The organism is Streptomyces narbonensis (assembly GCF_014649015.1).
Classification (GTDB): domain Bacteria; phylum Actinomycetota; class Actinomycetes; order Streptomycetales; family Streptomycetaceae; genus Streptomyces; species Streptomyces narbonensis.
On sequence record NZ_BMSF01000025.1, the window covers coordinates 54495 to 75871 of the forward strand.

The 21377-nt window shown below is 72.3% G+C and carries 20 protein-coding genes and 5 tRNA genes; 11 read left to right on the plus strand and 14 right to left on the minus strand.

Going from position 1 to position 21377, the window contains the following annotated elements:
• Window position 1: 1 nt before the first annotated feature.
• Entirely contained in the window at window positions 2–661 is a 660-nt protein-coding gene (pgsA, locus tag IE124_RS31700) for a phosphatidylinositol phosphate synthase (protein WP_189513070.1), read from the minus strand.
• 269 nt (window positions 662–930) lie between these two features.
• On the opposite strand from pgsA, the gene IE124_RS31705 reads away from it, so the two are divergent.
• Both IE124_RS31705 and IE124_RS31710 read left to right on the plus strand, forming a co-directional pair.
• On the plus strand, window positions 931–3126 hold the full coding sequence (locus tag IE124_RS31705; protein WP_189513071.1) for an elongation factor G-like protein EF-G2: 2196 nt from the start codon (window positions 931–933) through the stop codon (window positions 3124–3126).
• A 187-nt stretch (window positions 3127–3313) separates the two neighbouring features.
• Window positions 3314–4969: an AbeC-like domain-containing protein gene (locus IE124_RS31710; RefSeq protein WP_189513073.1), complete on the plus strand. Its 1656-nt coding sequence runs from the start codon at window positions 3314–3316 to the stop codon at window positions 4967–4969.
• A gap of 27 nt (window positions 4970–4996) precedes the next feature.
• Here IE124_RS31710 and IE124_RS31715 read toward each other — a convergent pair whose 3' ends face one another.
• A complete protein-coding gene (locus IE124_RS31715) occupies window positions 4997–5560 on the minus strand; it encodes an HIT family protein (protein WP_055644536.1) in 564 nt (187 codons plus the stop codon).
• A 65-nt stretch (window positions 5561–5625) separates the two neighbouring features.
• Here IE124_RS31715 and IE124_RS31720 point away from each other — a divergent pair, with 65 nt between their 5' ends.
• The gene (locus IE124_RS31720) at window positions 5626–6330 is read left to right on the plus strand and encodes a potassium channel family protein (RefSeq protein WP_189513075.1); all 705 of its coding nucleotides are present in this window, start codon (window positions 5626–5628) and stop codon (window positions 6328–6330) included.
• 16 nt (window positions 6331–6346) lie between these two features.
• Here the strand turns inward: IE124_RS31720 and thrS are convergent, their stop codons facing one another.
• The 3 genes from thrS to IE124_RS31735 form a co-directional block, all read right to left on the minus strand.
• Window positions 6347–8323 (minus strand): threonine--tRNA ligase, encoded by a 1977-nt coding sequence (gene thrS, locus IE124_RS31725; RefSeq protein ID WP_189513077.1) that lies wholly within the window; start codon window positions 8321–8323, stop codon window positions 6347–6349.
• A gap of 195 nt (window positions 8324–8518) precedes the next feature.
• Entirely contained in the window at window positions 8519–9847 is a 1329-nt protein-coding gene (locus IE124_RS31730) for a serine/threonine-protein kinase (RefSeq protein WP_189513079.1), read from the minus strand.
• Window positions 9847–10413 (minus strand): DUF4365 domain-containing protein, encoded by a 567-nt coding sequence (locus tag IE124_RS31735; protein WP_189513080.1) that lies wholly within the window; start codon window positions 10411–10413, stop codon window positions 9847–9849. Before IE124_RS31735 ends, IE124_RS31730 begins: the two co-directional genes overlap by 1 nt.
• Before the next feature lie 122 nt (window positions 10414–10535).
• On the opposite strand from IE124_RS31735, the gene IE124_RS31740 reads away from it, so the two are divergent.
• Window positions 10536–11264: a 3'-5' exonuclease gene (locus tag IE124_RS31740; RefSeq protein ID WP_189513082.1), complete on the plus strand. Its 729-nt coding sequence runs from the start codon at window positions 10536–10538 to the stop codon at window positions 11262–11264.
• A gap of 75 nt (window positions 11265–11339) precedes the next feature.
• On the opposite strand, the gene IE124_RS31745 is transcribed toward IE124_RS31740, so the two are convergent.
• Together IE124_RS31745 and IE124_RS31750 are read right to left on the minus strand one after the other, a co-directional pair.
• Window positions 11340–11411 (minus strand) — tRNA-Val (locus IE124_RS31745).
• Window positions 11412–11485: 74 nt separating this feature from the next.
• Window positions 11486–11950, minus strand: coding sequence for an SRPBCC family protein (locus IE124_RS31750; RefSeq protein ID WP_189513085.1), 465 nt, complete (start codon window positions 11948–11950; stop codon window positions 11486–11488).
• Between the two features lie 82 nt (window positions 11951–12032).
• Here IE124_RS31750 and IE124_RS31755 point away from each other — a divergent pair, with 82 nt between their 5' ends.
• Window positions 12033–14561 carry an SCO7613 C-terminal domain-containing membrane protein gene (locus IE124_RS31755; RefSeq protein ID WP_189513087.1) on the plus strand — a complete coding sequence of 843 codons (2529 nt, stop codon included), beginning with the start codon at window positions 12033–12035 and terminating at the stop codon, window positions 14559–14561.
• A 50-nt stretch (window positions 14562–14611) separates the two neighbouring features.
• Here IE124_RS31755 and IE124_RS31760 read toward each other — a convergent pair.
• Window positions 14612–14686: transfer RNA gene (locus IE124_RS31760), tRNA-Val, on the minus strand.
• A gap of 54 nt (window positions 14687–14740) precedes the next feature.
• A complete protein-coding gene (locus IE124_RS31765) occupies window positions 14741–15163 on the minus strand; it encodes a TIGR02611 family protein (protein WP_189513089.1) in 423 nt (140 codons plus the stop codon).
• Window positions 15164–15353: 190 nt separating this feature from the next.
• Here IE124_RS31765 and IE124_RS31770 point away from each other — a divergent pair, with 190 nt between their 5' ends.
• Together IE124_RS31770 and IE124_RS31775 are read left to right on the plus strand one after the other, a co-directional pair.
• The gene (locus tag IE124_RS31770; protein ID WP_015032345.1) at window positions 15354–15767 is read left to right on the plus strand and encodes an SsgA family sporulation/cell division regulator; all 414 of its coding nucleotides are present in this window, start codon (window positions 15354–15356) and stop codon (window positions 15765–15767) included.
• A 191-nt stretch (window positions 15768–15958) separates the two neighbouring features.
• Window positions 15959–16516, plus strand: coding sequence for a CGNR zinc finger domain-containing protein (locus IE124_RS31775; protein WP_189513091.1), 558 nt, complete (start codon window positions 15959–15961; stop codon window positions 16514–16516).
• A gap of 43 nt (window positions 16517–16559) precedes the next feature.
• On the opposite strand, the gene IE124_RS31780 is transcribed toward IE124_RS31775, so the two are convergent.
• Together IE124_RS31780 and IE124_RS31785 are read right to left on the minus strand one after the other, a co-directional pair.
• On the minus strand, window positions 16560–16760 hold the full coding sequence (locus tag IE124_RS31780; protein ID WP_189513093.1) for a hypothetical protein: 201 nt from the start codon (window positions 16758–16760) through the stop codon (window positions 16560–16562).
• Between the two features lie 111 nt (window positions 16761–16871).
• Entirely contained in the window at window positions 16872–17297 is a 426-nt protein-coding gene (locus IE124_RS31785) for a hypothetical protein (protein WP_229833076.1), read from the minus strand.
• Window positions 17298–17444: 147 nt separating this feature from the next.
• Here IE124_RS31785 and IE124_RS31790 point away from each other — a divergent pair, with 147 nt between their 5' ends.
• Window positions 17445–17960: a DsbA family protein gene (locus IE124_RS31790; protein WP_189513097.1), complete on the plus strand. Its 516-nt coding sequence runs from the start codon at window positions 17445–17447 to the stop codon at window positions 17958–17960.
• Between the two features lie 19 nt (window positions 17961–17979).
• On the opposite strand, the gene IE124_RS31795 is transcribed toward IE124_RS31790, so the two are convergent.
• From IE124_RS31795 to IE124_RS31805, 3 genes are read right to left on the minus strand one after another with little or no spacing between them, the layout of a single operon-like run.
• Complete coding sequence (locus tag IE124_RS31795) at window positions 17980–18819, minus strand: GNAT family N-acetyltransferase (RefSeq protein WP_189513099.1); 840 nt, start codon at window positions 18817–18819, stop codon at window positions 17980–17982.
• Between the two features lie 56 nt (window positions 18820–18875).
• Window positions 18876–19706, minus strand: a complete 831-nt coding sequence (locus IE124_RS31800) for an aminotransferase class IV (RefSeq protein ID WP_189513101.1) — start codon at window positions 19704–19706, stop codon at window positions 18876–18878.
• Window positions 19703–20770 carry a chorismate-binding protein gene (locus IE124_RS31805; RefSeq protein ID WP_189513103.1) on the minus strand — a complete coding sequence of 356 codons (1068 nt, stop codon included), beginning with the start codon at window positions 20768–20770 and terminating at the stop codon, window positions 19703–19705. The genes IE124_RS31800 and IE124_RS31805 overlap by 4 nt, the downstream gene beginning before the upstream one ends.
• A 254-nt stretch (window positions 20771–21024) precedes the next feature.
• Here IE124_RS31805 and IE124_RS31810 point away from each other — a divergent pair.
• From IE124_RS31810 to IE124_RS31820, 3 genes are all read left to right on the plus strand, one after another.
• Window positions 21025–21097, plus strand: a tRNA-Gly gene (locus tag IE124_RS31810).
• A 39-nt stretch (window positions 21098–21136) separates the two neighbouring features.
• Window positions 21137–21210, plus strand: a tRNA-Cys gene (locus IE124_RS31815).
• A gap of 1 nt (window position 21211) precedes the next feature.
• Window positions 21212–21283, plus strand: a tRNA-Val gene (locus IE124_RS31820).
• Window positions 21284–21377 lie beyond the last annotated feature (94 nt).

Consider the following 21377-nt stretch of genomic DNA (forward strand, 5'->3'; position numbering starts at 1 on the left):
CTCACGTGGTCGCCTCACTCCCCCTGGCCGCGGCGTCCGCCTCGGCCGACTCCCGTCGCACCGTCACCACGCGCTGCCCCAGCGTCACCGCGCTGCCGACCGCCACGATCCACAGGGCGATCGGGAGCAGCACCTGGACGCCGGGCACGCCGAAGGCGTGGAGTCCGGCGAGACCGGCGGCGACCAGCGAGATGACGAGGCGCTCGGCACGCTCGATCAGTCCGTTGACGGCGACCGGCAGGCCAATCGATTCACCACGGGCCTTGGTGTACGACACCACCTGGCCGCTCGCGAGACAGAAGATGGCGACGGCGCACAGCACGTTGTCGTCGCCCTTGCCCGCGTACCAGAGCGCGAAGCCGCCGAAGATCGCGCCGTCCGCGACCCGGTCGAGCGTCGAGTCGAGGAACGCCCCCCAGCGACTGGAGATCCCCGCCTGCCGGGCCATGTTGCCGTCGACGAGGTCGGAGAAGACGAAGAGGGTGATGACGATCGTGCCCCAGAAGAATTCTCCCCGGGGGAAGAAGACCAGCGCACCGGCCATCACTCCCGCGGTGCCGATGAGCGTGACCGCGTCCGGAGTGACGCCCCGGCGGAGCAGAAACGCGGCGAACGGTGTGAGGACACGCGTGAAAAAGGCACGCGCGTACTTGTTCAGCATGGCCTTCCCGAGGTTCGGTGGGCCGCGCGGCCCCTATGACCACCGGCTCACCCATCGTAGCCACGCGCGCGGCGCCGAAGTGGCGGGCACCCGTTCCCGTCGCGTCGCCGCCCTCCGGGGGCCGGTGCGTGTACGACGTATGGACGCGTCCCGAAGCCGGTGCAAAGCTCGAAGGAGCACCGCGGGCACCGCAGGAGCCGCACCGCGACATGCCACTCCCCCGCGCCCGCATCCCGCCGCACCGTGCGAGCAGTCGGGAGGAACACATCATGGGTGACAAGGCGAACACGGCCCCCGGAGCCGCCGGCAGGGCTTTGACGGCCGACCGGCCCGCGTCCGTACGGAACGTGGTGCTGGTCGGCCACAGCGGATCCGGCAAGACGACCCTCGTCGAGGCACTCGCCCAGGCCACCGGGGCGGTCAACCGGGCAGGGCGCGTCGAGGACGGCGGGACGGTCTCCGACTACGACGAGATCGAGCACCGCCAGCAGCGCTCCGTACAGCTCTCCCTCGTCCCGGTCGGCTGGGACGGATTCAAGATCAATCTCCTCGACACCCCCGGGTACGCCGACTTCGTCGGGGAGCTGAGGGCCGGTCTGCGGGCTGCGGACGCGGCCCTCTTCGTCGTCTCGGCCGCGCAGGAGGCCGATGCCGTCGCCGCCTCCACCCGTATGGTCTGGGAGGAGTGCGCCGCCGTCGGCATGCCCCGGGCCATCGTCGTCACCCACCTCGACACCGCCCGAACCGACTTCACCGAGCTCACGGCCGTCTGCGCCGACCTCTTCGGGCATGACGACCCCGACGCCGTCCTCCCCCTCTACCTGCCGGTGCACGGCACCGAGGGCGCCGACGGGCACGCACCCGCCACGGGGCTCGTCGGTCTGCTCTCGGAGCGGATCCTCGATTACTCGACGGGCGTGCGGCGCGAGGAGGAGCCCGACGAGGGGCAGCGGGAGCTGATCGCGGAGGCCCGCGCCCGGCTCATCGAGGGGATCATCGCCGAGAGCGAGGACGAGACCCTCATGGACCGCTACCTCGGCGGCGAGGAGATCGACGTGAAGACGCTCGTCGACGACCTGGAGAAGGCCGTCGCCCGGGGCAGCTTCCATCCGGTCCTGGCTGCCGCCCCCGCCGCCGACGGCGGGACGCAGGGCCTCGGCACCCTGGAGCTCCTCGAACTGATCACGCGCGGCTTCCCCTCTCCCCTGGAGCACGAGCCGCCCGCCGTCACCACGCCCGACGGCCTGCCCCGGCCGCCGGCCACCTGCGACCCCGACGGCCCGCTGGTCGCGGAGGTCGTCAAGACCGCGGCCGACCCCTATGTCGGCCGGATCTCCCTGGTACGGGTCTTCTCCGGGACCCTGCGCCCCGACGAGACCGTGCACGTCTCCGGCCACGGCCTGGCCGACCGGGGGCACGAGGACCACGACGTCGACGAGCGGATCGGCGGCCTCACCTCGCCCTTCGGCAAGCAGCAGCGGCCCATGGCGCACTGTGTCGCCGGGGACCTGGCCTGTGTGGCCCGGCTCGGCCGCGCCGAGACCGGCGACACGATCTCCGCGAAGAGCGATCCACTCCTCATGGAGCCGTGGAGCATGCCGGAGCCGCTGCTGCCGCTCGCCGTCGAGGCGCACAGCAAGGCCGACGAGGACCGGCTCTCGCAGGGCCTCGCCCGGCTGGTCGCCGAGGACCCGACCATGCGCCTCGAACACAACCAGGACACCCGCCAGGTGGTGCTGTGGTGTCTGGGCGAGGCACACCAGGACGTCGTCCTGGAACGGCTCCGGGGGCGGTACGGGGTCCAGGTCGACGCCGTGCCGTACAAGGTGTCGCTGCGCGAGACCTTCGGCGGCGCCGCGGCCGGCCGGGGCCGGCACGTCAAGCAGTCCGGCGGCCACGGCCAGTTCGCGATCTGCGAGATCGACGTGGAGCCGCTGCCGACGGGCAGCGGCGTCGAGTTCGTCGACAAGGTGGTCGGCGGAGCGGTGCCCCGCCAGTTCGTCGCCTCCGTCGAGAAAGGGGTGCGGGCCCAGGCCGCCCGGGGCGTCGCCGCCGGTCACCCGCTGGTCGACGTCCGGATCACCCTCCGGGACGGCAAGGCGCACTCGGTCGACTCCTCCGACGCCGCCTTCCAGACAGCCGGGGCGCTGGCGCTGCGCGAGGCGGCCGCCGAGGTCCCCGTCCATCTCCTGGAACCGGTCGCCGAGGTCCAGGTCCTCGTCCCCGACGAGTACGTGGGCCCGGTCATGAGCGATCTGTCGGGGCGGCGCGGCCGGGTCGTCGGCACCGAACAGGCGGGGCCGGGGCGGACCCTGGTCAGGGCGGAGGTGCCGGAGATGGAGATCAGCCGGTACGCGATCGACCTGCGTTCCGTCTCGCACGGCACGGGCCGCTTCGACCGTGCGTACGCCCGGCACGAGCCGATGCCCCCGCACCTCGCGGAGAGGATCCGCGAACAGGCCTGACAGGGTGCCCGTCTGACGGGGCGACAGCGAGGGACGTCCGCTCGGCGCAGGCCGGGCGGACGTCATTCGGCCGTCGATATCCACAGGCCGTGACGCATCAGGCAGTACCCGGTTACGCTGTGGTGCCCAGCTCAGAAGGTGTGCGGGGCGCGGCAGTTGGGAACAGCCCGCACAGGTGATCGCGGCGATGGGGGCGACAGTGGCTTTCGACGGATTCGGACCCGGGGCGCAAGTCCCCCTCATGGGCTCGGACGGGCAGACGGGGGCGACCCAGGCCCTCGCCTCGGCCGCGTACCGGGACAGCCCGCTCTCGACGATCCAGGAGGCGGACAACGACCTGTACAAGACGACGGTCAAGGAAGGGAAATGGGGGCTGTTCCGGCCGGACCTCGGTGAGGCCTTCTCCCGCGCCGTCCAGGTGCGGGTCCTCGGCGGCGCCCGCAAGCCGCTCATCCAGTCCTTCGGCGCCGACCCCCAGCCGGTCGTCGAGCACTGCCTCGCCGCCACGCACATCCGCAGGCAGCGCGACGTCAAGCTGACCCTGGTCACCTTCGTCTGCGGGGTGCTCTTCCTGCCCGGCATGCTGCTGTGGCTCGGTGTCATCCAGCTCCGCCGCCTCGCCTCCGGAAGCGAGAACAAGCGCGCGGGTGCCGCCGGCACCGCCCTCCTCTTCGGGGCCGGCCTCCTCGCGGCGATCGTCCTGATCAAGCTGCCCCTCGACGGCATCCTGTCCAACTACCTGCGCGCGATGATCGTCGCGCCGGTCGTGGGCTGGTTCCTCGCGCGCCGGATCTGCGAGCGGTACGCGGTCGACCTGCGGGAGCGGTGGACGGGTCTGCTCAGCGGCGGCGGCGTCGGTCCGCACGTCCCCAAGTCCGCTCCGCAGGACCCGGGCGAGAAGTCCGCGGAGGAGCTCCGGGTCAATCTGGAGAAGCTCTCCGCCGAGCAGCAGTCCAACATCGTCTTCTACGCGGGCGCCAAGGGTGTCCTCGGTCTCGGCACCCGCTGGGGCAGCTGGACGCTCGCCGAGGAGCTCATCCCCCAGGCGGGCCGGGAGATCCACGCCTTCCGCGCCTGGGACGTCATACGGAAGATCCACGACGAGCTCACGCTGCTGGAGCGCGGCTCCCTCAAGACGGGCTTCCCCAAGCCGACCGTCAAGCACTGGATCATCTCGCCGGTCGGGGAGGGCGCCGACGAGGTCACCCGTCCCGAGGGCGACAGCATCGTGCACTACCAGGTCAAGCCGCACGAGATACAGCGCATCTGCAACGACCAGCAGTTCGGGGCGGGCAACCGTCACTATCTCGGGGTGCAGTTCACGCTCTGGGACGGGAACCTCGTCCTGACGATGATGGTGACCGTGACCTCGCTCCTCCACACGCTGCGGATCGAGGTCACCGGCCACGCGCTCGGGCCCGTGCACGGCCTCTTCACCACGAAGCCGAAGGCGAAGACCAAGGAGGTCTCCAAGACGGTCCGCTTCTGGGAGACGAGGGAGATCCAGCAGCCTCTCCTGGAGACCGAGGACATCGTCCGGCTCGCCGTGCGCGCCCCGCTGACCTGGTATCCGCCGGTCCTGGAGTTCCTCGGCGGCAAGATGGTGCTGCCCGAGCCCTTCGGGCTCCGGCACGTCTGGGCGGGCCCGCTCTGGAAGAACCGCTTCATGGCCGACGACGCCATCCGCATGGCCACGCCGGTACTGCGGGCCGTCCACTCCGCGACCGTCGCGATGCTCGACGACCACGGCGTGGACACGGAGCGCTTCACCAACCGCTCGATGATCCTCGGCGGCGCCGTCCAGGACCCGGGCCCGAAGAAGGCCGACGTCTACGACGCCTGACCCGGGTCGCCCGTACGGACGGACGGATCAGATGGTGGCCGGCCAGGCGTCGGCCAGCATCTTCCGGGTGTCCGCGAGCAGCTGCGGAAGCACCTTGGTGTGCCCGACGACCGGCATGAAGTTGGTGTCGCCGCCCCAGCGCGGCACCACGTGCTGGTGCAGGTGCGCGGCGATTCCGGCGCCCGCGACGGCGCCCTGGTTCATGCCGATGTTGAAGCCGTGCGCCCCCGACGCCGTCCGCAGCGCGACCATCGCGCGCTTGGTCAGGTCGGCGAGCTCCGCCGTCTCCGCCGCGTCCAGGTCCGTGTAGTCGGCGACGTGCCGGTAGGGGACGACCATGAGGTGGCCGCCGTTGTACGGGTAGAGGTTGAGGACCGCGTACACGCTCTCGCCGCGGGCGATCACCAGCCCGTCCTCGTCGGACTTCGACGGAATCGAGCAGAACGGACAACCGTCGTCGGCCCCCGGTCCGGTCGGCTTGTTCTCCCCCTGGATGTACGCCATCCGGTGAGGCGTCCACAGTCGCTGGAACGCGTCCCGCGTCCCGACTCCGATCTGCTGCTCCGGCTCAGTCGTCATGCTGTGCAGCATATTGCGTAGCCCGTTCGGAACGTGTCGCCGGGGCGGAAGATCCATGCAGCCGCCATGCTGATCCGATGAGCGAAAGGTCACCGAACCCGCCCCGGCTGGAGCGCTGGGACCGCCGTATGGAGGCACCGCTCGCCGTGGCCTCCGTGGCCTATCTGGCCGGCTACGCGGTACGCATCCTCGCCCATAGCCACCTCTCCGCCGGATGGCTCGACGTCATTCTCGTGCTCACCCTGACCTCCTGGGCCCTCTTCGTCGTGGACTACGCGGTACGGCTCCGGCTCAGCGGCCTGGGCCCGCTCCGTTTCCTCCGCACCCATCTCCTCGACACGGTGGTCGTGATCCTGCCGCTGCTGCGGCCGGTGCGGATGGTCAGCATCTACAACCAGATCCAGCGCCGCCACGACGAGCCGCGGCTCGGCCTCTACGCGCGCGTGATGGTCTACTCCGGCCTCACCGTGGCCCTGCTGGGCTTCGCGGGCGCCCTCACCGTCTACCACTACGAGGCGGACGCCCCCGGGGCCTCGATCCTCACCTTCGGCGACGCGGTGTGGTGGACCTGCGCCACGCTCGCGACGGTGGGGTACGGCGACGTGGTGCCGGTGACACCCATGGGCAGGGTGGTGGCGGTGGGCGTGATGGCCTGCGGCCTCGCCCTCCTCGGCGCGGTGACGGGTTCGTTCTCGTCCTGGCTGATCCAGTCCTTCAGGCGGGAGGACGAGAAGGACGGGGACGGGGGGAGGCCCCCGGGGAACTCCCCGGGGGCCTCCTGACGTCGCTCCTGGGTCGTCAGACCTGGACGCGGTCCTCGACGATCTTGGCGATCTTGGCGATGGCCTCGTCGACGGGGATGCCGTTCTCCTGCGAACCGTCGCGGTAGCGGAAGGAGACGGCACCGGCGGCCATGTCCTCGTCACCCGCGATGATCATGAAGGGGACCTTCTGCTTCTGCGCGTTCCGGATCTTCTTCTGCATCCGGTCCGAGGACGAGTCGACGTCCACCCGCAGACCCTGCTTCTTCGCCTTGGCCGCGAAGTCGTGCAGGTAGTCGACGTGCGCGTCGCCGATCGGGATACCGGTCGCCTGCACCGGCGCCAGCCACGGCGGCATGGCACCCGCGTAGTGCTCCAGGAGCACCGCGAAGAAGCGCTCGATGGAACCGAACAGCGCGCGGTGGATCATGACCGGGCGCTGCTTGGTGCCGTCCGGGGAGGTGTACTCCAGGTCGAAGCGCTCCGGCAGGTTGAAGTCGAGCTGGACGGTGGACATCTGCCAGGTACGGCCGATGGCGTCCCGCGCCTGCACCGAGATCTTCGGGCCGTAGAACGCGGCGCCACCCGGGTCGGGGGTCAGCGGGAGGCCCTGCTTCTCGGCGACCTGCTGGAGGACGGCGGTGGCCTCCTCCCAGACCTCGTCGGAGCCGACGAACTTCTCCGGGTCCTTGGTGGACAGCTCCAGGTAGAAGTCGTTCAGACCGTAGTCGCGGAGCAGGTTGAGGACGAAGGTGAGGGTCTTGTCCAGCTCCTCCGCCATCTGCTCGCGGGTGCAGTAGATGTGCGCGTCGTCCTGGGTGAAGCCCCGGGCGCGGGTCAGGCCGTGCACGACGCCGGACTTCTCGTACCGGTACACGGTGCCGAACTCGAACAGGCGCAGCGGCAGCTCACGGTAGGAGCGCCCGCGCGCGTCGAAGATCAGGTTGTGCATCGGGCAGTTCATGGGCTTGAGGTAGTAGTCCACGCCCTCGTCGAGCTGCATGGGCGGGTACATGCCCTCGGCGTACCAGTCCAGGTGGCCCGACTTCTCGAACAGCTTGCCCTTGGTGGCGTGCGGCGAGTAGACGAACTCGTAGCCCTCCTCCTCGTGGCGCTTGCGTGAGTAGTCCTCCATGACCCGGCGGATGATGCCGCCCTTGGGGTGGAAGACCGCGAGGCCGGAGCCGATCTCGTCCGGCACGGAGAAGAGGTCCAGCTCGTTGCCGAGCTTGCGGTGGTCGCGCTTCTCGGCCTCGGCGAGGAAGTCGAGGTGGGCCTTCAGCTCGTCCTTCGACGGCCAGGCGGTGCCGTAGATGCGCTGGAGCATCGGGTTCTTCTCGCTGCCGCGCCAGTAGGCGGCGGCGTTGCGCATGAGCTTGAACGCCGGGATGTTCCGGGTGGTCGGCAGGTGGGGACCGCGGCAGAGGTCCTTCCAGCACAGCTCGCCGGTCTTGGCGTCGAGGTTGTCGTAGATGCTCAGCTCGCCGCCGCCGACCTCGACGTTGGCACCGTCGTCGGTGGACGCGGAGCCCTTGATGCCGATGAGCTCCAGCTTGTACGGCTCGTCGGCGAGCTCCTCGCGGGCGGCCTCGTCGGTCACCACGCGGCGGGAGAAGCGCTGGCCGCGCTTCTGGATCTCCTGCATCTTCTTCTCGATGACCTTGAGGTCCTCGGGAGTGAAGGGCTTCTCGACGTCGAAGTCGTAGTAGAAGCCGTCCCGGACCGGCGGGCCGATGCCCAGCTTGGCCTCGGGGAAGAGCTCCTGCACGGCCTGGGCCATGACGTGCGCGGTGGAGTGGCGCAGGATGTCGAGACCGTCCGGGGAGGAGATCTCGACGCCCTCGACGACATCGCCCTCGGCGAGCTCGTACGAGAGGTCCTTCAGCTCGCCGCCGACGCGGGCGGCGATGACGGTGCGGTCGTCGGCGAAGAGGGCACCGGCGGTGGTGCCCGCGCTCACCGCCCTCTCCTCTGCCTCCGAGGCGGACTGGACGGTCACACGGACTTCAGACACTGGTGTTCTTCTTCCATTGGGGCGCAGGCAGGCACGAGGTGCCGGCGCCGACGGTGCGCGGCAGAGACGAGGTGCCGCGTCGCCGCCGATCTTACCGATTCGACCGGCCCGCCCGCGAAATCCTTTCCGCGGCCCGTTGTCCCCGGAGCGCTCCCGCCGGCGCCCGGGACAGGTTCCCGCCCGTCGGCGCGGCCCTCACTCCTCGTCCGGGCCGCAGGCCTCCTCGAAGAAGTCGAGGTTCTCGTGGAGCGACTTCATCAGCCGGTCCCGCTCCGCCTCGTCGACCTGGACGGGGACGACCTCGGCGGCGTCGGTCAGCCGCCGGAAGCCGCCCCGGCTCTCCAGACGGCCCACGACCCGGATGGGCAGCCCGACGAGGTGGGCGTGGACGGCGGTGCGGTACGCCTCCTCGCCGAGGGTGACGCGGACGTGCGGGACCTCCGCCCCGCCGAGCACCCGCAGCCGGACGGTGCCGTCGCCGCGCGCCCCCGAGCGGCGCATGCGGACGACGGCCCCGGTGATCCGGACCGGTACGGAGGGCTCGTCGGTCAGATAGCGGGCGCTCGCCTCCCGCAGGGCGGGCAGGTCGCCGGGCGAGAACTCGACGGGTTCGGGGCGGGCCGCGCACCCCTCGGGCGCTCCGGCGGCCGGGGCCCATTCGAGGGCGACCCTGGCGCCCTCGGTGCCCCGGACCAGGGCGATGAGGGCCTCGGTGAGTTCGCGGCTGACGCCCGCCTCGACGGCGGCGTCGAAGGCCTCCATGCCGCCGGTGGCCCGCTGGTAGTCGGTGGCCTCCCGAGCCGCGTAGAGCGCGTGGTAGAGCCGGACGGCGATGGGCCGGCCCGGCTGGACGGGCAGGAAGGCGGTCAGGCCCCGGCCGCCGGGGGCGGCGCCCACGACGACGGTCTCCAGGGAGGCCTGGGCGGGCCGGCGGTGGCGGGCGCCGTGGTAGCCGGCCCGTCCGCGCACGGCGAGGGCGCCCGCGAGGAGCAGCTGGCGGGCCGCCGACCTGAGCTGTTCCTGCACGGTCCAGGGGACCGTGCCGGCCGGGCCCGGTGGGACGTCGCGCCACCAGCGGATCTCGTCGCTGGGGACGGAGAGGCCGGTGAGGACCTCGCGCGCGGAGGGAGTGCCGCTGTGGGCGAGGGCGGCGAGCGCCTCGCCGAGCAGGTCCTCGCAGTCCGGAAAGGCCCGGCTCTCCGGGACGAGGAGGCTCGTGCCGCCGCTTCCCGTGCCGGGGCCGCCGGGCGGGGTCCAGCGGCTGTAGCGTCCGGCGGCCCCGCCGCGCCGCCGCCAGCCGTGGCGGGCGAGGAGGACGCCGAGGACGCGCGGGTCGACCCGGCCGGGGTCCGGTGCGCCGTGGGCGTCGGCCCAGGGCCCGGCGGGCGGGGCGGGGATCCCGCTCCAGTGGCCGGGGGTGTCGCCGGGGGCAGGGTGGGGTCGGTAGGGCGGCGGAACGGAGACGGGGCCGTGCCCGGCCCCGTCCCTCTCCCCGAATCCTGGTTCGTCGACGGACCGGTGCATCAGGGTCTCCCTCCCACGCCGACCCGGGTCATGATCTCGCAGAGCGCCCGGTCGTCGAAGATCCGTGCCGTCGGGATGCGCACGGTGGTCCGGCGGCGTCCCGTGACCGGGTGTCCGGCCAGGTTGGTCCAGTAGCAGCAGTGCCGCAGGTCGAGCCGGTCGTGGCTCGCCCGCAGCCAGTCCTCCTGGGACCTCGGGGCGATCATCACGACCAGGATCTTGTGCACGGACACGGGCGTCCGGGCGAGTTTCACCAGGTGGTCGTTGTCGAGGGTGAAGGAGAACGTGCTCCCCGGCGGGCGGGGAGGGATCTGGTAGGTGCACTTGAGCTGCACCTTGATGGTGACTTCGTCGTCGACGGTGTGTCCGGGCGAACCGTGGCTCACGTGCCAGTCGATGCCGTTGTCCGGAAAGGGCTGGGACAGCGAGCAGCCGGCCGCGGCGGCGACGGCGTGCAGGTATCCCACCTGAAGGGTCTCCATGCATGCGGTGGTGGCGAGTGAGCCGCGCGTCGGTGCCAGCCCCTGGGGCGGCAGCCCTCCCGACTCGGGCTGGGCGAGCGCCATGTCGTTTTTCCTTCCCCGTCCCCTCTGTTGTGACCGGTCCGCGTACGGCGCAAACAGTGCGGGTATCACCGTTTCGGGGCAGGGGGTTGGCCATCTGCCGCACGTGTGCGAGGAGTTCGGGGATGACGACGCACTGGTTCGAGGGGCCCCTGGCCGCTTTCGACACGGAGACCACGGGAGTTGACGTCGAGGGGGACCGGATCGTCTCGGCCGCCCTGGTCGTGCAGGACACGGCGGGAGCGCGCCCGCGGGTGACGCGCTGGCTGGTGAATCCGGGCATACCCGTGCCCGCCGAGGCCATCGCGGTGCACGGCCTGACGGATGATCACCTTCAGCGGAACGGCCGGTGGCCGGCTCCGGTGATGGAGGAGCTGGCGCGCGCGCTGGCCGAGCAGGTCGCGTCGGGGCGCCCGCTGGTGGTGATGAACGCGCCCTTCGATCTGACGATCCTGGACCGCGAGCTGCGGCGGCACCGGGCGTCCACGCTCGGCACCTATCTGGCGAGCGCCCCGCTGTGCGTGCTCGACCCGCGGGTCCTGGACAAGCACTTGGACCGCTACCGCAAGGGCCGCCGCACGCTGACCGACCTCTGCGCGCACTACGAGGTCGAGTTGGCCGGGGCGCACGACGCGGCGGCGGACGCGGCGGCGGCGATGGAGCTCGTACGGGCTGTGGCGCGGCGATTCTCGTCCCGGCTGGAGCGACTGTCCCCGGCGGAGCTGCACACGCTCCAGGCGGTGTGGCACGCGGCCCAGGCGCGCGGTCTCCAGGCGTGGTTCACGCGGCAGGGGACGCCGGAGACGGTGGACCCGGCGTGGCCGCTGCGACCGGAACTGCGCACGGCGGCCTGACGGATGAGGCGGCGGGCCGGGTGGTGACCGCATGACAAAGGCCGGTCCGTCTTTCGACGGACCGGCCTTTCCCGGTGGGCGATACTGGGATCGAACCAGTGACCCCTTCGGTGTGAACGAAGTGCTCTCCCGCTGAGCTAATCGCCCGGGAACGGGTTGAACCATACAGGCCCGCGAGGGGTTCGTTCAAACCGTCCCGCCCGTCACGCGGCCGGCGCCCCTCATCGGCGCTCTCGCCGAGCGGCTTCCCCCATTTCGGCCGCGAGTCCCCGTCGGCCACCGCGCATCATCAGCGCGTGGTTGGCCCGGAAGAAGGGCCTGCCGGGGACGGCGAGCACCCGCAGGAGCCGGGCGCGGACCTCCACCTCCTGCTCGTACACGGCGCGGGTGCCCGTCCCTTCCGCCGTGAGGGTCCAGCGGACCCACCCCTCCAGGTCCCCGCCGAGGCCGACCTCCAGGATCCGGGCAACGGGGTCGCGGCGCAGGGCGCTGGCGGTGACGACGAGTTCGTACGGGAGGAGGGAGCGGAAGCGGGCGGTGCCGGTGGTGTCGTCGAGGGGGACGACCTCGCGGACCTGGGGCCACCAGCGCGGGTACTCCTCGGCGCGTTCGAGTACGGCGTAGACGGCGTCGGGCGGGGCGGCGAGCCGCCAGACGCTCCGGAAGCGGTACCGGCACCAGTCCATGCGCCCAGTCTGGGGTACTCAGGCCGGGATCTGAGTACGGCGACGCATTCCCGTCCCGTGTGGCCGGGGCCACACTCCCGGTATGAACACTCCCCTGCCGCCCGCGGACGAGCTGGCGCTCGTCGACCGCGAGCTGGCGCGACTCGACGCGCGCCGGACCGAACTGCTGGCCCGCCGGGCCTGGCTGATCCGGGCGCTGTACCCGCCGGTCGCCGCGATGGCGCCGCGGCTGCCCGGGATGGCACCGCCGCTGCCCGGGACCAGGGCGGTCGCGGACTCGACCCCGCGGAGCGCGCAGAACGTGCTGCTGACGCTCGGCGGGACGCTCCTGACGATCGCCGCGATCGCCTTCACGCTGGTGAGCTGGGGCTCGATGGGGATCGGCGGCCGCGCGGCGGTGCTGCTCGTGGTGACCTCCGCGGCCCTGGCCGCGCCGGTGGCTCTGCTGCGGAGGGGCCTGGTCTCGACGGCCGAGTCGGTTGCGGCGCTGGGCCTCGTCCTGATGATCCTCGACGCGTACGCGCTGCACCGGGTGGCGCTGGCGGGGACGGACGGCCTGGGCTACACGGCGGTGGCGTCGGCGGTCCTCGCGGGCGCGTGGACGGCGTACGGCTCGACGCTCCCCCGGCTGCGGATCCCGCTGCCGGCGGCGGTGGTCGCGGCCCAGCTGCCGCTGCCGCTGGGCGTGCTCGCGGCCGGGAGCGGACCGACGGCCTTCGCCTGGGCGGCGCTGGTCACGGCCGCGGCGGACCTGGCGGCGGTGCTGTGGGCCCGTCCGGCGTCGGTCCGGATCACGGCGGCGACCGGGGCTGCGGCGCTCGGCGGCTGGTCGCTCCTGACGGGCGGCTGGCTCTCCCTGACCTCTCCGTGGAGCGGCGCGCCGCTGCTCCTGGCGGGCTCGGCTCTGACGCTGTACGTGGCCTGGCGGCGGCCCGGGCTCGCGGCGGCGGCCTCGGCGATCGCGGGCCTGTCGGCGACGGCGGCCCTCGGCGGCCTGCTCCGCGCGGCACTGCCCTCGGACTGGACGGTCCCGGGCTACGTCCTCTGCGGCCTGGCCCTGGCGTGGCTGTGGCGCACGGACGGCACGCGGGACGCTTTGGGACCGGCTGTCGCGGCGACCGGGACGGCGTGGCTGCCTCGTGGTGTGCGGCAGGGTCTCGCGGCCTCCGGTGCCGGGGTCGTGGCGCTGGGTGGCCTGTGGGCGCTGCCGCCCGCGGCCGTGGGGCTCCTGGGGCCGCTGGCCCGGACGACGGACGTGTGGTCCGGTGAGCACGCCGAGCGGGTCCTGACCTCGTACCCGGCGACCGCCGCGCTGGTCCTCCTGGTGGCCGCCGCGGCGCTCGCGGCCGTCCCCCGGCTCTGGGCCCGCTGCGGTGCGCTCGCGGCGGGCTGGGCGCTGCTCACGGCCCTGCCGGTCTCGCTCGGCCTGCCGTACGCGGCGACGCTCGTCCTCCAGCTCTTCACCACCGCGGCCACCCTCTGGCTCGCCGTCCGCCCCGGCCCGCTCGCTCGCGGGCTGAAGCAGGGTGGAGCTGCGGCCGGACGGCCCACCGGCCCCGTCCTGCCGCCGCTCGCCGGCCCCGGGACTCCCTGGGCCGGCTGGGCGCCCCTGCGGCCCCCGACGCGGGCGACCGTCCTGGAGCCCGGCACCACGCTCGGCTGGTGCGCCTTCGCCGGCGGGCTCGCGTCCGCCGTGAGCGCGGTCGCGCTCGCCCTGGACGTCCGGGGGGCGACCTTCGTCTCGCTGGGGGTGCTGCTCGGGCTCTTCACGGGCGTCGCCGTGCTCGGGGAGGGTGCGCGCCGGGTGGTCTCCGCCTGCGCCGCCGTCCTCACGGCGACGGGGCTCGTCCTCGCGGTGGCGGCAGCCGCCGGGTTCGAGGACCACTGGACGGCCGTGGCGCTGCTCCTGGTCCCCGCGGGTACCGCGGCCGTGGGCGCCCGGGTGCGTACGGGCTCCACGGCCCTGGCCGTGGAGATCACCGGGGCTTGCGTGGGGCTGCTCGCCATGGGGGTCGCCGCGACCCGGCCCGCGTTCCTGGCGCTCGTACTGGCCCTCGCCGGGGTGATCGCCGCGGCTACGGCGGTCCGGCCGGAGCGACGGCGCTTCGCCTCGTGGACGGCGGCGGTCCTGTTCCTGCTCGCCACCTGGGTCCGGCTCGCGGTCTCGGACGTGACGACCCCGGAGGCGTACACGCTGCCGGTGACGGTGCCTGCCCTGGTCGTCGGGTTCCTGCGGCGGCGCCGGGACCGGGAGGTCTCGTCCTGGACGGCGTACGGCCCGGGTCTCGCGGCGACGCTGCTGCCGAGCCTCGTCGCCGCCTGGGTGGACCCTGACTGGCTGCGCCCGCTGCTCCTGGGGGTCGCGGCGCTCGTCGTGACGCTGCTGGGCGCGCGGTTCCGGCTGCAGGCTCTGCTCGTGCTCGGCGGCGGGGCACTGGCCCTGGACGGGCTGCACGAGCTGGCCCCGTACGTCGTGCAGGTCGTGGACGCGCTGCCCCGCTGGCTGCCGCCGGCCCTCGCCGGGCTCCTGCTGCTCGCGGTGGGCGCCACCTACGAGCAGCGGCTGCGGGACGCCCGGCGGCTGAAGGAGCGGCTGGGCCGGATGCGGTGAAACGCCGAAGGCCCGGAGACGGTGTTCCGTCTCCGGGCCTTCGTGCCGGGTGGTGGGCGATACTGGGTTCGAACCAGTGACCCCTTCGGTGTGAACGAAGTGCTCTCCCACTGAGCTAATCGCCCGGGCGCACCGCAAACATTACCCCATGTCAGCGGGGGTCCCGAACCATCCGCTGATCACCGGTCGACCTTCCACGGCATGACGAAGCCCCACTGCCAGAGGTAGACGCCGAGCAGGGCGGCGACGATCACCAGGCCGATGGTGGTGAGGATGATGTTCCGGCGGCGGACCTTGGGATCGAGGGCACGCTGGGCGGCCTCGGTGACCTTGCGCTTGGTCCAGCGCAGGACGAGCTGCGCCCAGACGAACTCGGTCGCCCAGATCGCCATGCCGCCGAAGATGACCAGCCAGCCGGGGCCCGGCAGCGGCAGCATCACGATGCCGGCGCCGACCACGGCCAGTCCGACGATGAAGACGCCGACCTGCCAGCTCAGGTGCAGGGTCCGACGGGACTTGATGAACTCCGGTGCGCGGGATCCCAGTTCGGCTTCCTGGCCGGCTGCGGAATCCCCTGTGCGCTCGTCACTCTCCGCATTCATACCCCCTAACCTACCGGATGCGGGGGGCCCACCGAGATGGCGGTATTACCCGAAGTTACACACCGCCGTTCGAGCTACCTGAACGATCACAAAACCGACAGAGGGGTTTACAACGGCACCTGAGGTGGCATGTCGATTTCGCCGACGTGCGAATCCCCGAGCGCACACTGAGCGAAAGGCCCTGGCGCTTATGAACACCACGGTCAGCTGCGAGCTGCACCTGCGCCTCGTTGTGTCGAGCGAGTCCTCACTGCCTGTACCCGCGGGCCTGCGGTATGACACGGCCGATCCCTATGCCGTGCACGCCACCTTCCACACCGGAGCCGAGGAGACGGTCGAGTGGGTCTTCGCCCGCGACCTTCTCGCCGAGGGGCTGCACCGGCCCACCGGCACGGGCGACGTCCGCGTCTGGCCATCCCGTAGTCACGGCCAGGGAGTCGTCTGCATCGCGTTGAGCTCACCCGAGGGAGAAGCCCTGCTCGAGGCCCCGGCGAGGGCCCTGGAGTCGTTCCTGAAGCGGACCGACGCCGCCGTGCCACCGGGCACCGAGCACCGGCACTTCGATCTCGACACGGAGCTCTCCCACATCCTGGCGGACAGCTGAGCCAGGCCGAGAGCCGTACGGCGCCGTCCGACTCGGGGCGACGGCGCCGCGCGGGCAGTCACATAGGCACGACGACGGCGTTCACCACCGCGCAGCCGGCGCGGTGGTGGGCGCCGTTGCCCTGTTCCCGGCCGCGCTAGAGTCAGCGCCATTCCGCGGGCGCCCGCCCGCGGCCGGCCAGGGAGCGAATCGTGCTGATCCCCCACGACACCCGGATCGCCCTCGACACCGTCGTCGATCTGATGAACACGGCCCCCCAGGGCGACCGTCCCGACGAGCTCGCGGATCTCGAAGGCCTGCGGGCCTTCGTGCACGCGCACAAGATCAGCGATGTGGGCCGGCTCGGAGCCGACGACCTGCGGGCCGTGCGCGAGGTCCGCGAGAAGTTCACGGCGGTCTTCTCGGCCCCCGAGCCCCGGATCGCGGCCCCGCTGATCAACCAGCTGGTGGCGGCGGCGGGCACGACCCCGCAGCTCACCGACCACGACGGCTACGACCTGCACGTGCACTACTTCGCGCCGGGCGCCTCGGTGGCGGACCACCTCGGTGCCGACTGCGGGATGGCCCTCGCGTTCATCGTGGTGGCGGGCGAGCAGGAGCGGCTGCGGCGCTGCGAGGCGCCGGACTGCGGCCGGGCCTTCGTCGACCTGTCCCGCAACCGCTCGCGCCGCTACTGCGACAGCCGCACCTGCGGCAACCGTCTGCACGTGGCCGCGTACCGGGCGCGCCGTAAGGAAGCCGCGGGCTGACGGCCCGGCCCGCCGGGCGCGCGAGGAGCCGACGCGCGCGCGGTCACAGCACGAAGAGGTCGTGCACGGCGGCGGTCAGCAGCAGACAGCCGATCACCGCAAGGAAGATCATCAGCGGCGGCTGGGACAGCGCGAAGAGACAGCCGCGCGCTTCCTCCGCGGGCATCGCGGGCATCGCGGGCAGCTCGACGGGTACGGCGGCATCGGGGGCGGCGGGGACGGGTTCCCGCGAGGTATCCAGCATCTCGGGGGGATGATGACGCACGATCCACCCGGGAAATCCCGCAACACGCCTGTTGGCAAGGGCTGTTCACCCCTTCCCGTGGATCACGGGAACGGGAATCGCCAGAAGTGATCAGATTCCGTGCTTCTTCAGAATCGCCTCGATGTCGCTGAAGTCCTCGCCGGCGGGCTGACCGGTGGACCGGCCGGCCTGCGGCTTCGGCGCCGCGGCACGCGAGGGCGAGGAGGCGGCCGGGGCCACGGCACGCGGCTCCGCTCCCCCGGTGGTCTCCTTGCGGCCGCCCCGGCGCCGCTCGACGGCCCTCGTGGACGAGAAGAGCAGCCAGGCGCCGCCGAGCACACCGAACCCGACCCAGGCCACCGGACTGAAGGCCGTACCGGCGATCCAGTCGACGGCGCCGATCATCACGAGGCCCAGCGGCACCAGCGAGTAGGCGGCGATCCGGGCGGCGGCCAGGTAGCGCTTCCGGTACGCCGTGATCCCGGCGATGCCGAGGCCCGCCACGGCCGCCGCGGAGCAGATGGTCTCGGCGAGCATGCGATCCTCCAGGTCCGGGTGATACGTCCCTTCCATCCTGCACCGCCGAGGGCGCCCGGGGCCATGTCCCGGCGCGGTTCTCAGGGTGATCTCCGGGTCGTCCCGGCCGGATCTCCTCCTCAGGGCCTGGTGAGGGAGACTGCTGCCATGAACGACTCCACCACCGCACCCGCCTCCCCCGTCGTCCTGGAGGCCTGGTTCGACCTCCAGTGCCCCGACTGCTTCGCGGCCCTCGACGACGTCCGCGCCCTGCGCGAGACCTACGGCGACCGCCTCGACGTGCAGCTGCGCCACTTCCCGCTGGCGAAGCACAAGCACGCGTACGCCGCCGCCCAGGCCGCCGAGGAGGCCTTCGACCAGGGCAAGGGCTGGCCGTACGTGGAGGCGCTGCTGGCCAGGACCGCCGAGCTCGGCGACCGGGGCGAGCCGGTGCTCCTGGAGATGGCGACCGAACTGGGCCTGGACGCCGAGGAGTTCGACACCGCCCTGATCGACGGCCGACACCTGCTGACCGTCGACGCGGACGAGGCCGAGGGCAAGGCGATCAAGGTCACCGGCACCCCGACGTATGTGATCGGCGGCGAGCGCCTCGACGGCGGCCAGAGCCAGGAGGGCCTGCGGCAGCGCATCGAGGAGATCGCCGACCGCCTCCTGAAGGGCTGAGCGTCCCGAGCGGCCGGCCCTAGAGCAGCTGCTTGGCGCTGTTCACATACGTCGTGCGGTAGCCCAGGGACTCGTAGAGCCGGAGGGCCGGGGTGTTGCCCGCGAAGACGTGGAGTCCGAGCAGTTCCTCCCCGGCCTCGCGCGCGACCCGCTCGGCGAGCAGCATGAGGGCCCGGCCGAAGCCGCGCCCGCGCTGTTCCTCCGCGACCTCGATGTCGTACACAAAGGCGGCCCACCGTCCCGGTTCGAGCTCGATGCGGCCGGTCCACAGGAAGCCGGCGGGGCTGCCGTCCCGGACGACCACGTGGATCGCGACGCCGGGGGTGGCCAGGCCCTGTGGGAGGAACCGGCGGTGGCTGTCGTCCGCCTTGGCGCGCGCCTGGTCCTCGGGGACGCCGCGGTCGATCCAGCTCTGTGCGAAGCCCTCCTTGGCCCGCACTTCCCACTCGGTGAACTCGCTCCCGGTCATGGGCCGGACCTCGACGCCCTCGGGCAGGGCCGGCGGCTCGGCGGCCAGTTCCTTGACCATGTTCCGGCTGCGCTCGGTGTAGCCGAGCGAGCGGGCCATCCGCAGCGCCGCCTCGGCGTCCGCGGGCACCGATATCTGCACCTCGGCGCAGCCCCAGCTCCGCAGCACCTCCTCGGAGGCGAGCGCGGCGACCGTGCACCGGCCCCGCCGACGGTCGGGCTCGTCGACCCGGAGTTCCCGGATCACGCCCGAGGCGGCGCCGAAGCCGGGATCGGTGGAGAGGTGGACCGCGCCGACGCGGCGACTGTTCACGCACACGTCGTAGGTACGGGAACGGCCGCCGTCGGGCGTCTGCTGAAGCGGCCCGGCCGGCCGCAGGGTGGTGGTCATCATGGGTGTTCTACCCACCCCCGGGCCGTCCGTCATCCGGATTTACGCGCGCCGGTTCACGCGAGGCGCGGGTCCCGGTCCCGGGCCGCGCGCTCGTCGAAGATCCGCATGGCCTTGGCCGTGACGGGCCCGGGGGCCCCGGCGAGCTCGCGCCCGTCGACGCGGTGCACGGCCTGGACGTCGCGGAGGGTCGAGGTCAGGAAGATCTCGTCGGCGCTCTCCAGCACGTCGAGCGGCAGGTCGGTCTCCTCGGCACCGGTCCACTCCACGGCGAGTGCGCGGGTGATGCCCGCGAGGCAGCCGGAGGAGACGGGCGGGGTGTGGATCGTGCCGTCGAGCACGACGAAGACGTTGGAGCCGGTGCCCTCGCAGAGCCGCCCCAGGGTGTTGGCGAAGAGCGCCTCGGAGGCCCCCCGCTCGCGCGCCCGGGCGAGGGCGACGACGTTCTCCGCGTACGAGGTGGTCTTCAGGCCCGCGAGGGCGCTGCGCTCGTTGCGGGTCCAGGGCACGGTGATCACCGCGGTGGAGTCGGCGCGGCGGCTGCTCTCGCCGAGACCGACGACGAGGCCGGCGCCGGCGTCGCCGCGCTCCGAGCCGAGCGGGGAGAGGCCGCCGGTGTACGTGATCCGCAGCCGGCCGAGCTCCATCGGGTTGGCGGCGAGGACGGCGGCGCAGGCGCGGCGGACCTCGTCCAGGTCCGGGTCGGGCAGGCCGAGGCCGCGGGCGGAGCGGGTGAGGCGCTCCAGGTGCAGGGTGAGAGCAAACGTTTCACCACGTACGGCCTTCACCGTCTCGAAGACACCGTCGCCGACGGTCAGCCCGTGGTCCAGTACGGAGATCCGGGCGGTCTCCGCGTCGTGCAGCCCGCCGTTGACCCAGAGTTTCATCGAGAGATGGCCTTTCCGCTCGCCTCGTAGGCGCCTGACTCGTAGGCACCCGACGCTATCGCGACCAGCCGGTCCGCCTTCAGCTCGGTCTCCTCCCACTCCCGCTCCGGGTCCGAGCCCCAGGTGATCCCGGCGCCGGTGCCGAAGCGGAGCACGCCCTCGGCGCGGTCGATCCAGAAGGTGCGTATGCCGACGGCCAGCTCGCCCGTGCCCGCGTCCGCGTCGACCCAGCCGACGCCTCCGCAGTACGGGCCTCGGGGCGCGGTCTCCAGGGCCTCGATGATCCGCAGGGCGCTGGACTTGGGCGCCCCGGTGACGGAGCCGGGCGGGAAGGTGGCGTCGAGGAGCTCGGGCCAGCCCGCATCCTCGCGCAGGAGGCCTGTGACGGTGGAGACGAGGTGGACGAGGCCGGGGTGCTCCTCGACCGCGCACAGGGCGGGGACGGCGACGGTTCCGGTCTCGCTGACGCGGCCCAGGTCGTTGCGGACCAGGTCGACGATCATCACGTTCTCGGCGTGGTCCTTGGGGAGGAGGTCGCCGACGGTACGGCCGGTGCCCTTGATGGGGCCCGAGGTGATCAGGGCGCCTTCGCGGCGGAGGTAGAGCTCGGGTGAGGCGGTGGCGATCTCCACGCCGTGCGCGGGCAGCCGGATCGTTCCCGCGTAGGGGGCGGGGTTGCCCCGGGCGAGCAGCGCGGTCAGGGCGTCGACGTCGGCGGCGGCCGGGTCCGGCAGCGGCGCGGTCAGCACCCGGCAGAGGTTCGCCTGGTAGACCTCGCCGCGCGCGATGTGCTCCCGCACGCGCCGGACGCCCGCGATGTACGCGGCGCGGTCGAGCGAGGACGTCCAGTCACCCTGCCCCGGCCCCCGCCAGGCTCCCGGCACGGGCGTGGGCACCGGGTCGCGCCGCACGTCGCCGAAGCGCGCGCAGGTCAGACGGCCCTCGAAGTCCGCGCAGACGGCCCAGAAGCCGGCGGAGTCCAGTGCCTCGGGGTCATGGGTGACGTCCCGGAGATCGGTCGCGACGAGGCCGCCGAAGCGAGCCAGAGGAGCAAAGTCGTACACATGTCGAGTCTAGGTCGCGTGGCACCGGTCCCCGGGTCCGCGTGCGCGGGGCCACGAGCCGGGGCGCACACGGGGCGCCGCGCCACAGGGGGAACACGGCGAGTGAACGCCACGCGAACCCTCCGGGGTCTCCCGGCGGGCACCCCGGTCGGCGCGCAGGTCAGCACGCTGCGGAAACGCGTTTTTGTACTGGCCCAGGAATCCGCTAGAGTTCAACACGTCGCCGGGACGCGCAAGCGAAACGGAAACGACAAGCGGACGTGGCTCAGTTGGTAGAGCATCACCTTGCCAAGGTGAGGGTCGCGAGTTCGAATCTCGTCGTCCGCTCGATGTGGGGGATCTTCCCGAACCCCCGTTATCACTCCTGGTGGAGTGGCCGAGAGGCGAGGCAACGGCCTGCAAAGCCGTCTACACGGGTTCAAATCCCGTCTCCACCTCCAAGGACGATTAGCTCAGCGGGAGAGCACTTCCCTGACACGGAAGGGGTCACTGGTTCAATCCCAGTATCGTCCACTGGACCTTCGGGTCCTGGATCCTCGGATCCCCCGCGCGATTAGCTCAGCGGGAGAGCGCTTCCCTGACACGGAAGAGGTCACTGGTTCAATCC

What these genes read in the sequence shown, in the direction of transcription:
- IE124_RS31750 (WP_189513085.1), bottom strand. Translation starts at nt 11,950, where the DNA reads ATGGACTGGTGCCGGTACCGCTTCCGGAGCGTCTGGCGGCTCGCCGCC.
- IE124_RS31705 (WP_189513071.1), top strand. Translation starts at nt 931, where the DNA reads ATGGGTGACAAGGCGAACACGGCCCCCGGAGCCGCCGGCAGGGCTTTG.
- IE124_RS31740 (WP_189513082.1), top strand. Translation starts at nt 10,536, where the DNA reads ATGACGACGCACTGGTTCGAGGGGCCCCTGGCCGCTTTCGACACGGAG.
- IE124_RS31730 (WP_189513079.1), bottom strand. Translation starts at nt 9,847, where the DNA reads ATGCACCGGTCCGTCGACGAACCAGGATTCGGGGAGAGGGACGGGGCC.
- IE124_RS31795 (WP_189513099.1), bottom strand. Translation starts at nt 18,819, where the DNA reads ATGACCACCACCCTGCGGCCGGCCGGGCCGCTTCAGCAGACGCCCGAC.
- IE124_RS31765 (WP_189513089.1), bottom strand. Translation starts at nt 15,163, where the DNA reads ATGAATGCGGAGAGTGACGAGCGCACAGGGGATTCCGCAGCCGGCCAG.
- IE124_RS31735 (WP_189513080.1), bottom strand. Translation starts at nt 10,413, where the DNA reads ATGGCGCTCGCCCAGCCCGAGTCGGGAGGGCTGCCGCCCCAGGGGCTG.
- IE124_RS31780 (WP_189513093.1), bottom strand. Translation starts at nt 16,760, where the DNA reads ATGCTGGATACCTCGCGGGAACCCGTCCCCGCCGCCCCCGATGCCGCC.
- IE124_RS31710 (WP_189513073.1), top strand. Translation starts at nt 3,314, where the DNA reads ATGGGGGCGACAGTGGCTTTCGACGGATTCGGACCCGGGGCGCAAGTC.
- IE124_RS31720 (WP_189513075.1), top strand. Translation starts at nt 5,626, where the DNA reads ATGAGCGAAAGGTCACCGAACCCGCCCCGGCTGGAGCGCTGGGACCGC.
- IE124_RS31715 (WP_055644536.1), bottom strand. Translation starts at nt 5,560, where the DNA reads ATGCTGCACAGCATGACGACTGAGCCGGAGCAGCAGATCGGAGTCGGG.
- IE124_RS31800 (WP_189513101.1), bottom strand. Translation starts at nt 19,706, where the DNA reads ATGAAACTCTGGGTCAACGGCGGGCTGCACGACGCGGAGACCGCCCGG.
- pgsA (WP_189513070.1), bottom strand. Translation starts at nt 661, where the DNA reads ATGCTGAACAAGTACGCGCGTGCCTTTTTCACGCGTGTCCTCACACCG.
- IE124_RS31785 (WP_229833076.1), bottom strand. Translation starts at nt 17,297, where the DNA reads ATGCTCGCCGAGACCATCTGCTCCGCGGCGGCCGTGGCGGGCCTCGGC.
- IE124_RS31770 (WP_015032345.1), top strand. Translation starts at nt 15,354, where the DNA reads ATGAACACCACGGTCAGCTGCGAGCTGCACCTGCGCCTCGTTGTGTCG.
- IE124_RS31755 (WP_189513087.1), top strand. Translation starts at nt 12,033, where the DNA reads ATGAACACTCCCCTGCCGCCCGCGGACGAGCTGGCGCTCGTCGACCGC.
- IE124_RS31790 (WP_189513097.1), top strand. Translation starts at nt 17,445, where the DNA reads ATGAACGACTCCACCACCGCACCCGCCTCCCCCGTCGTCCTGGAGGCC.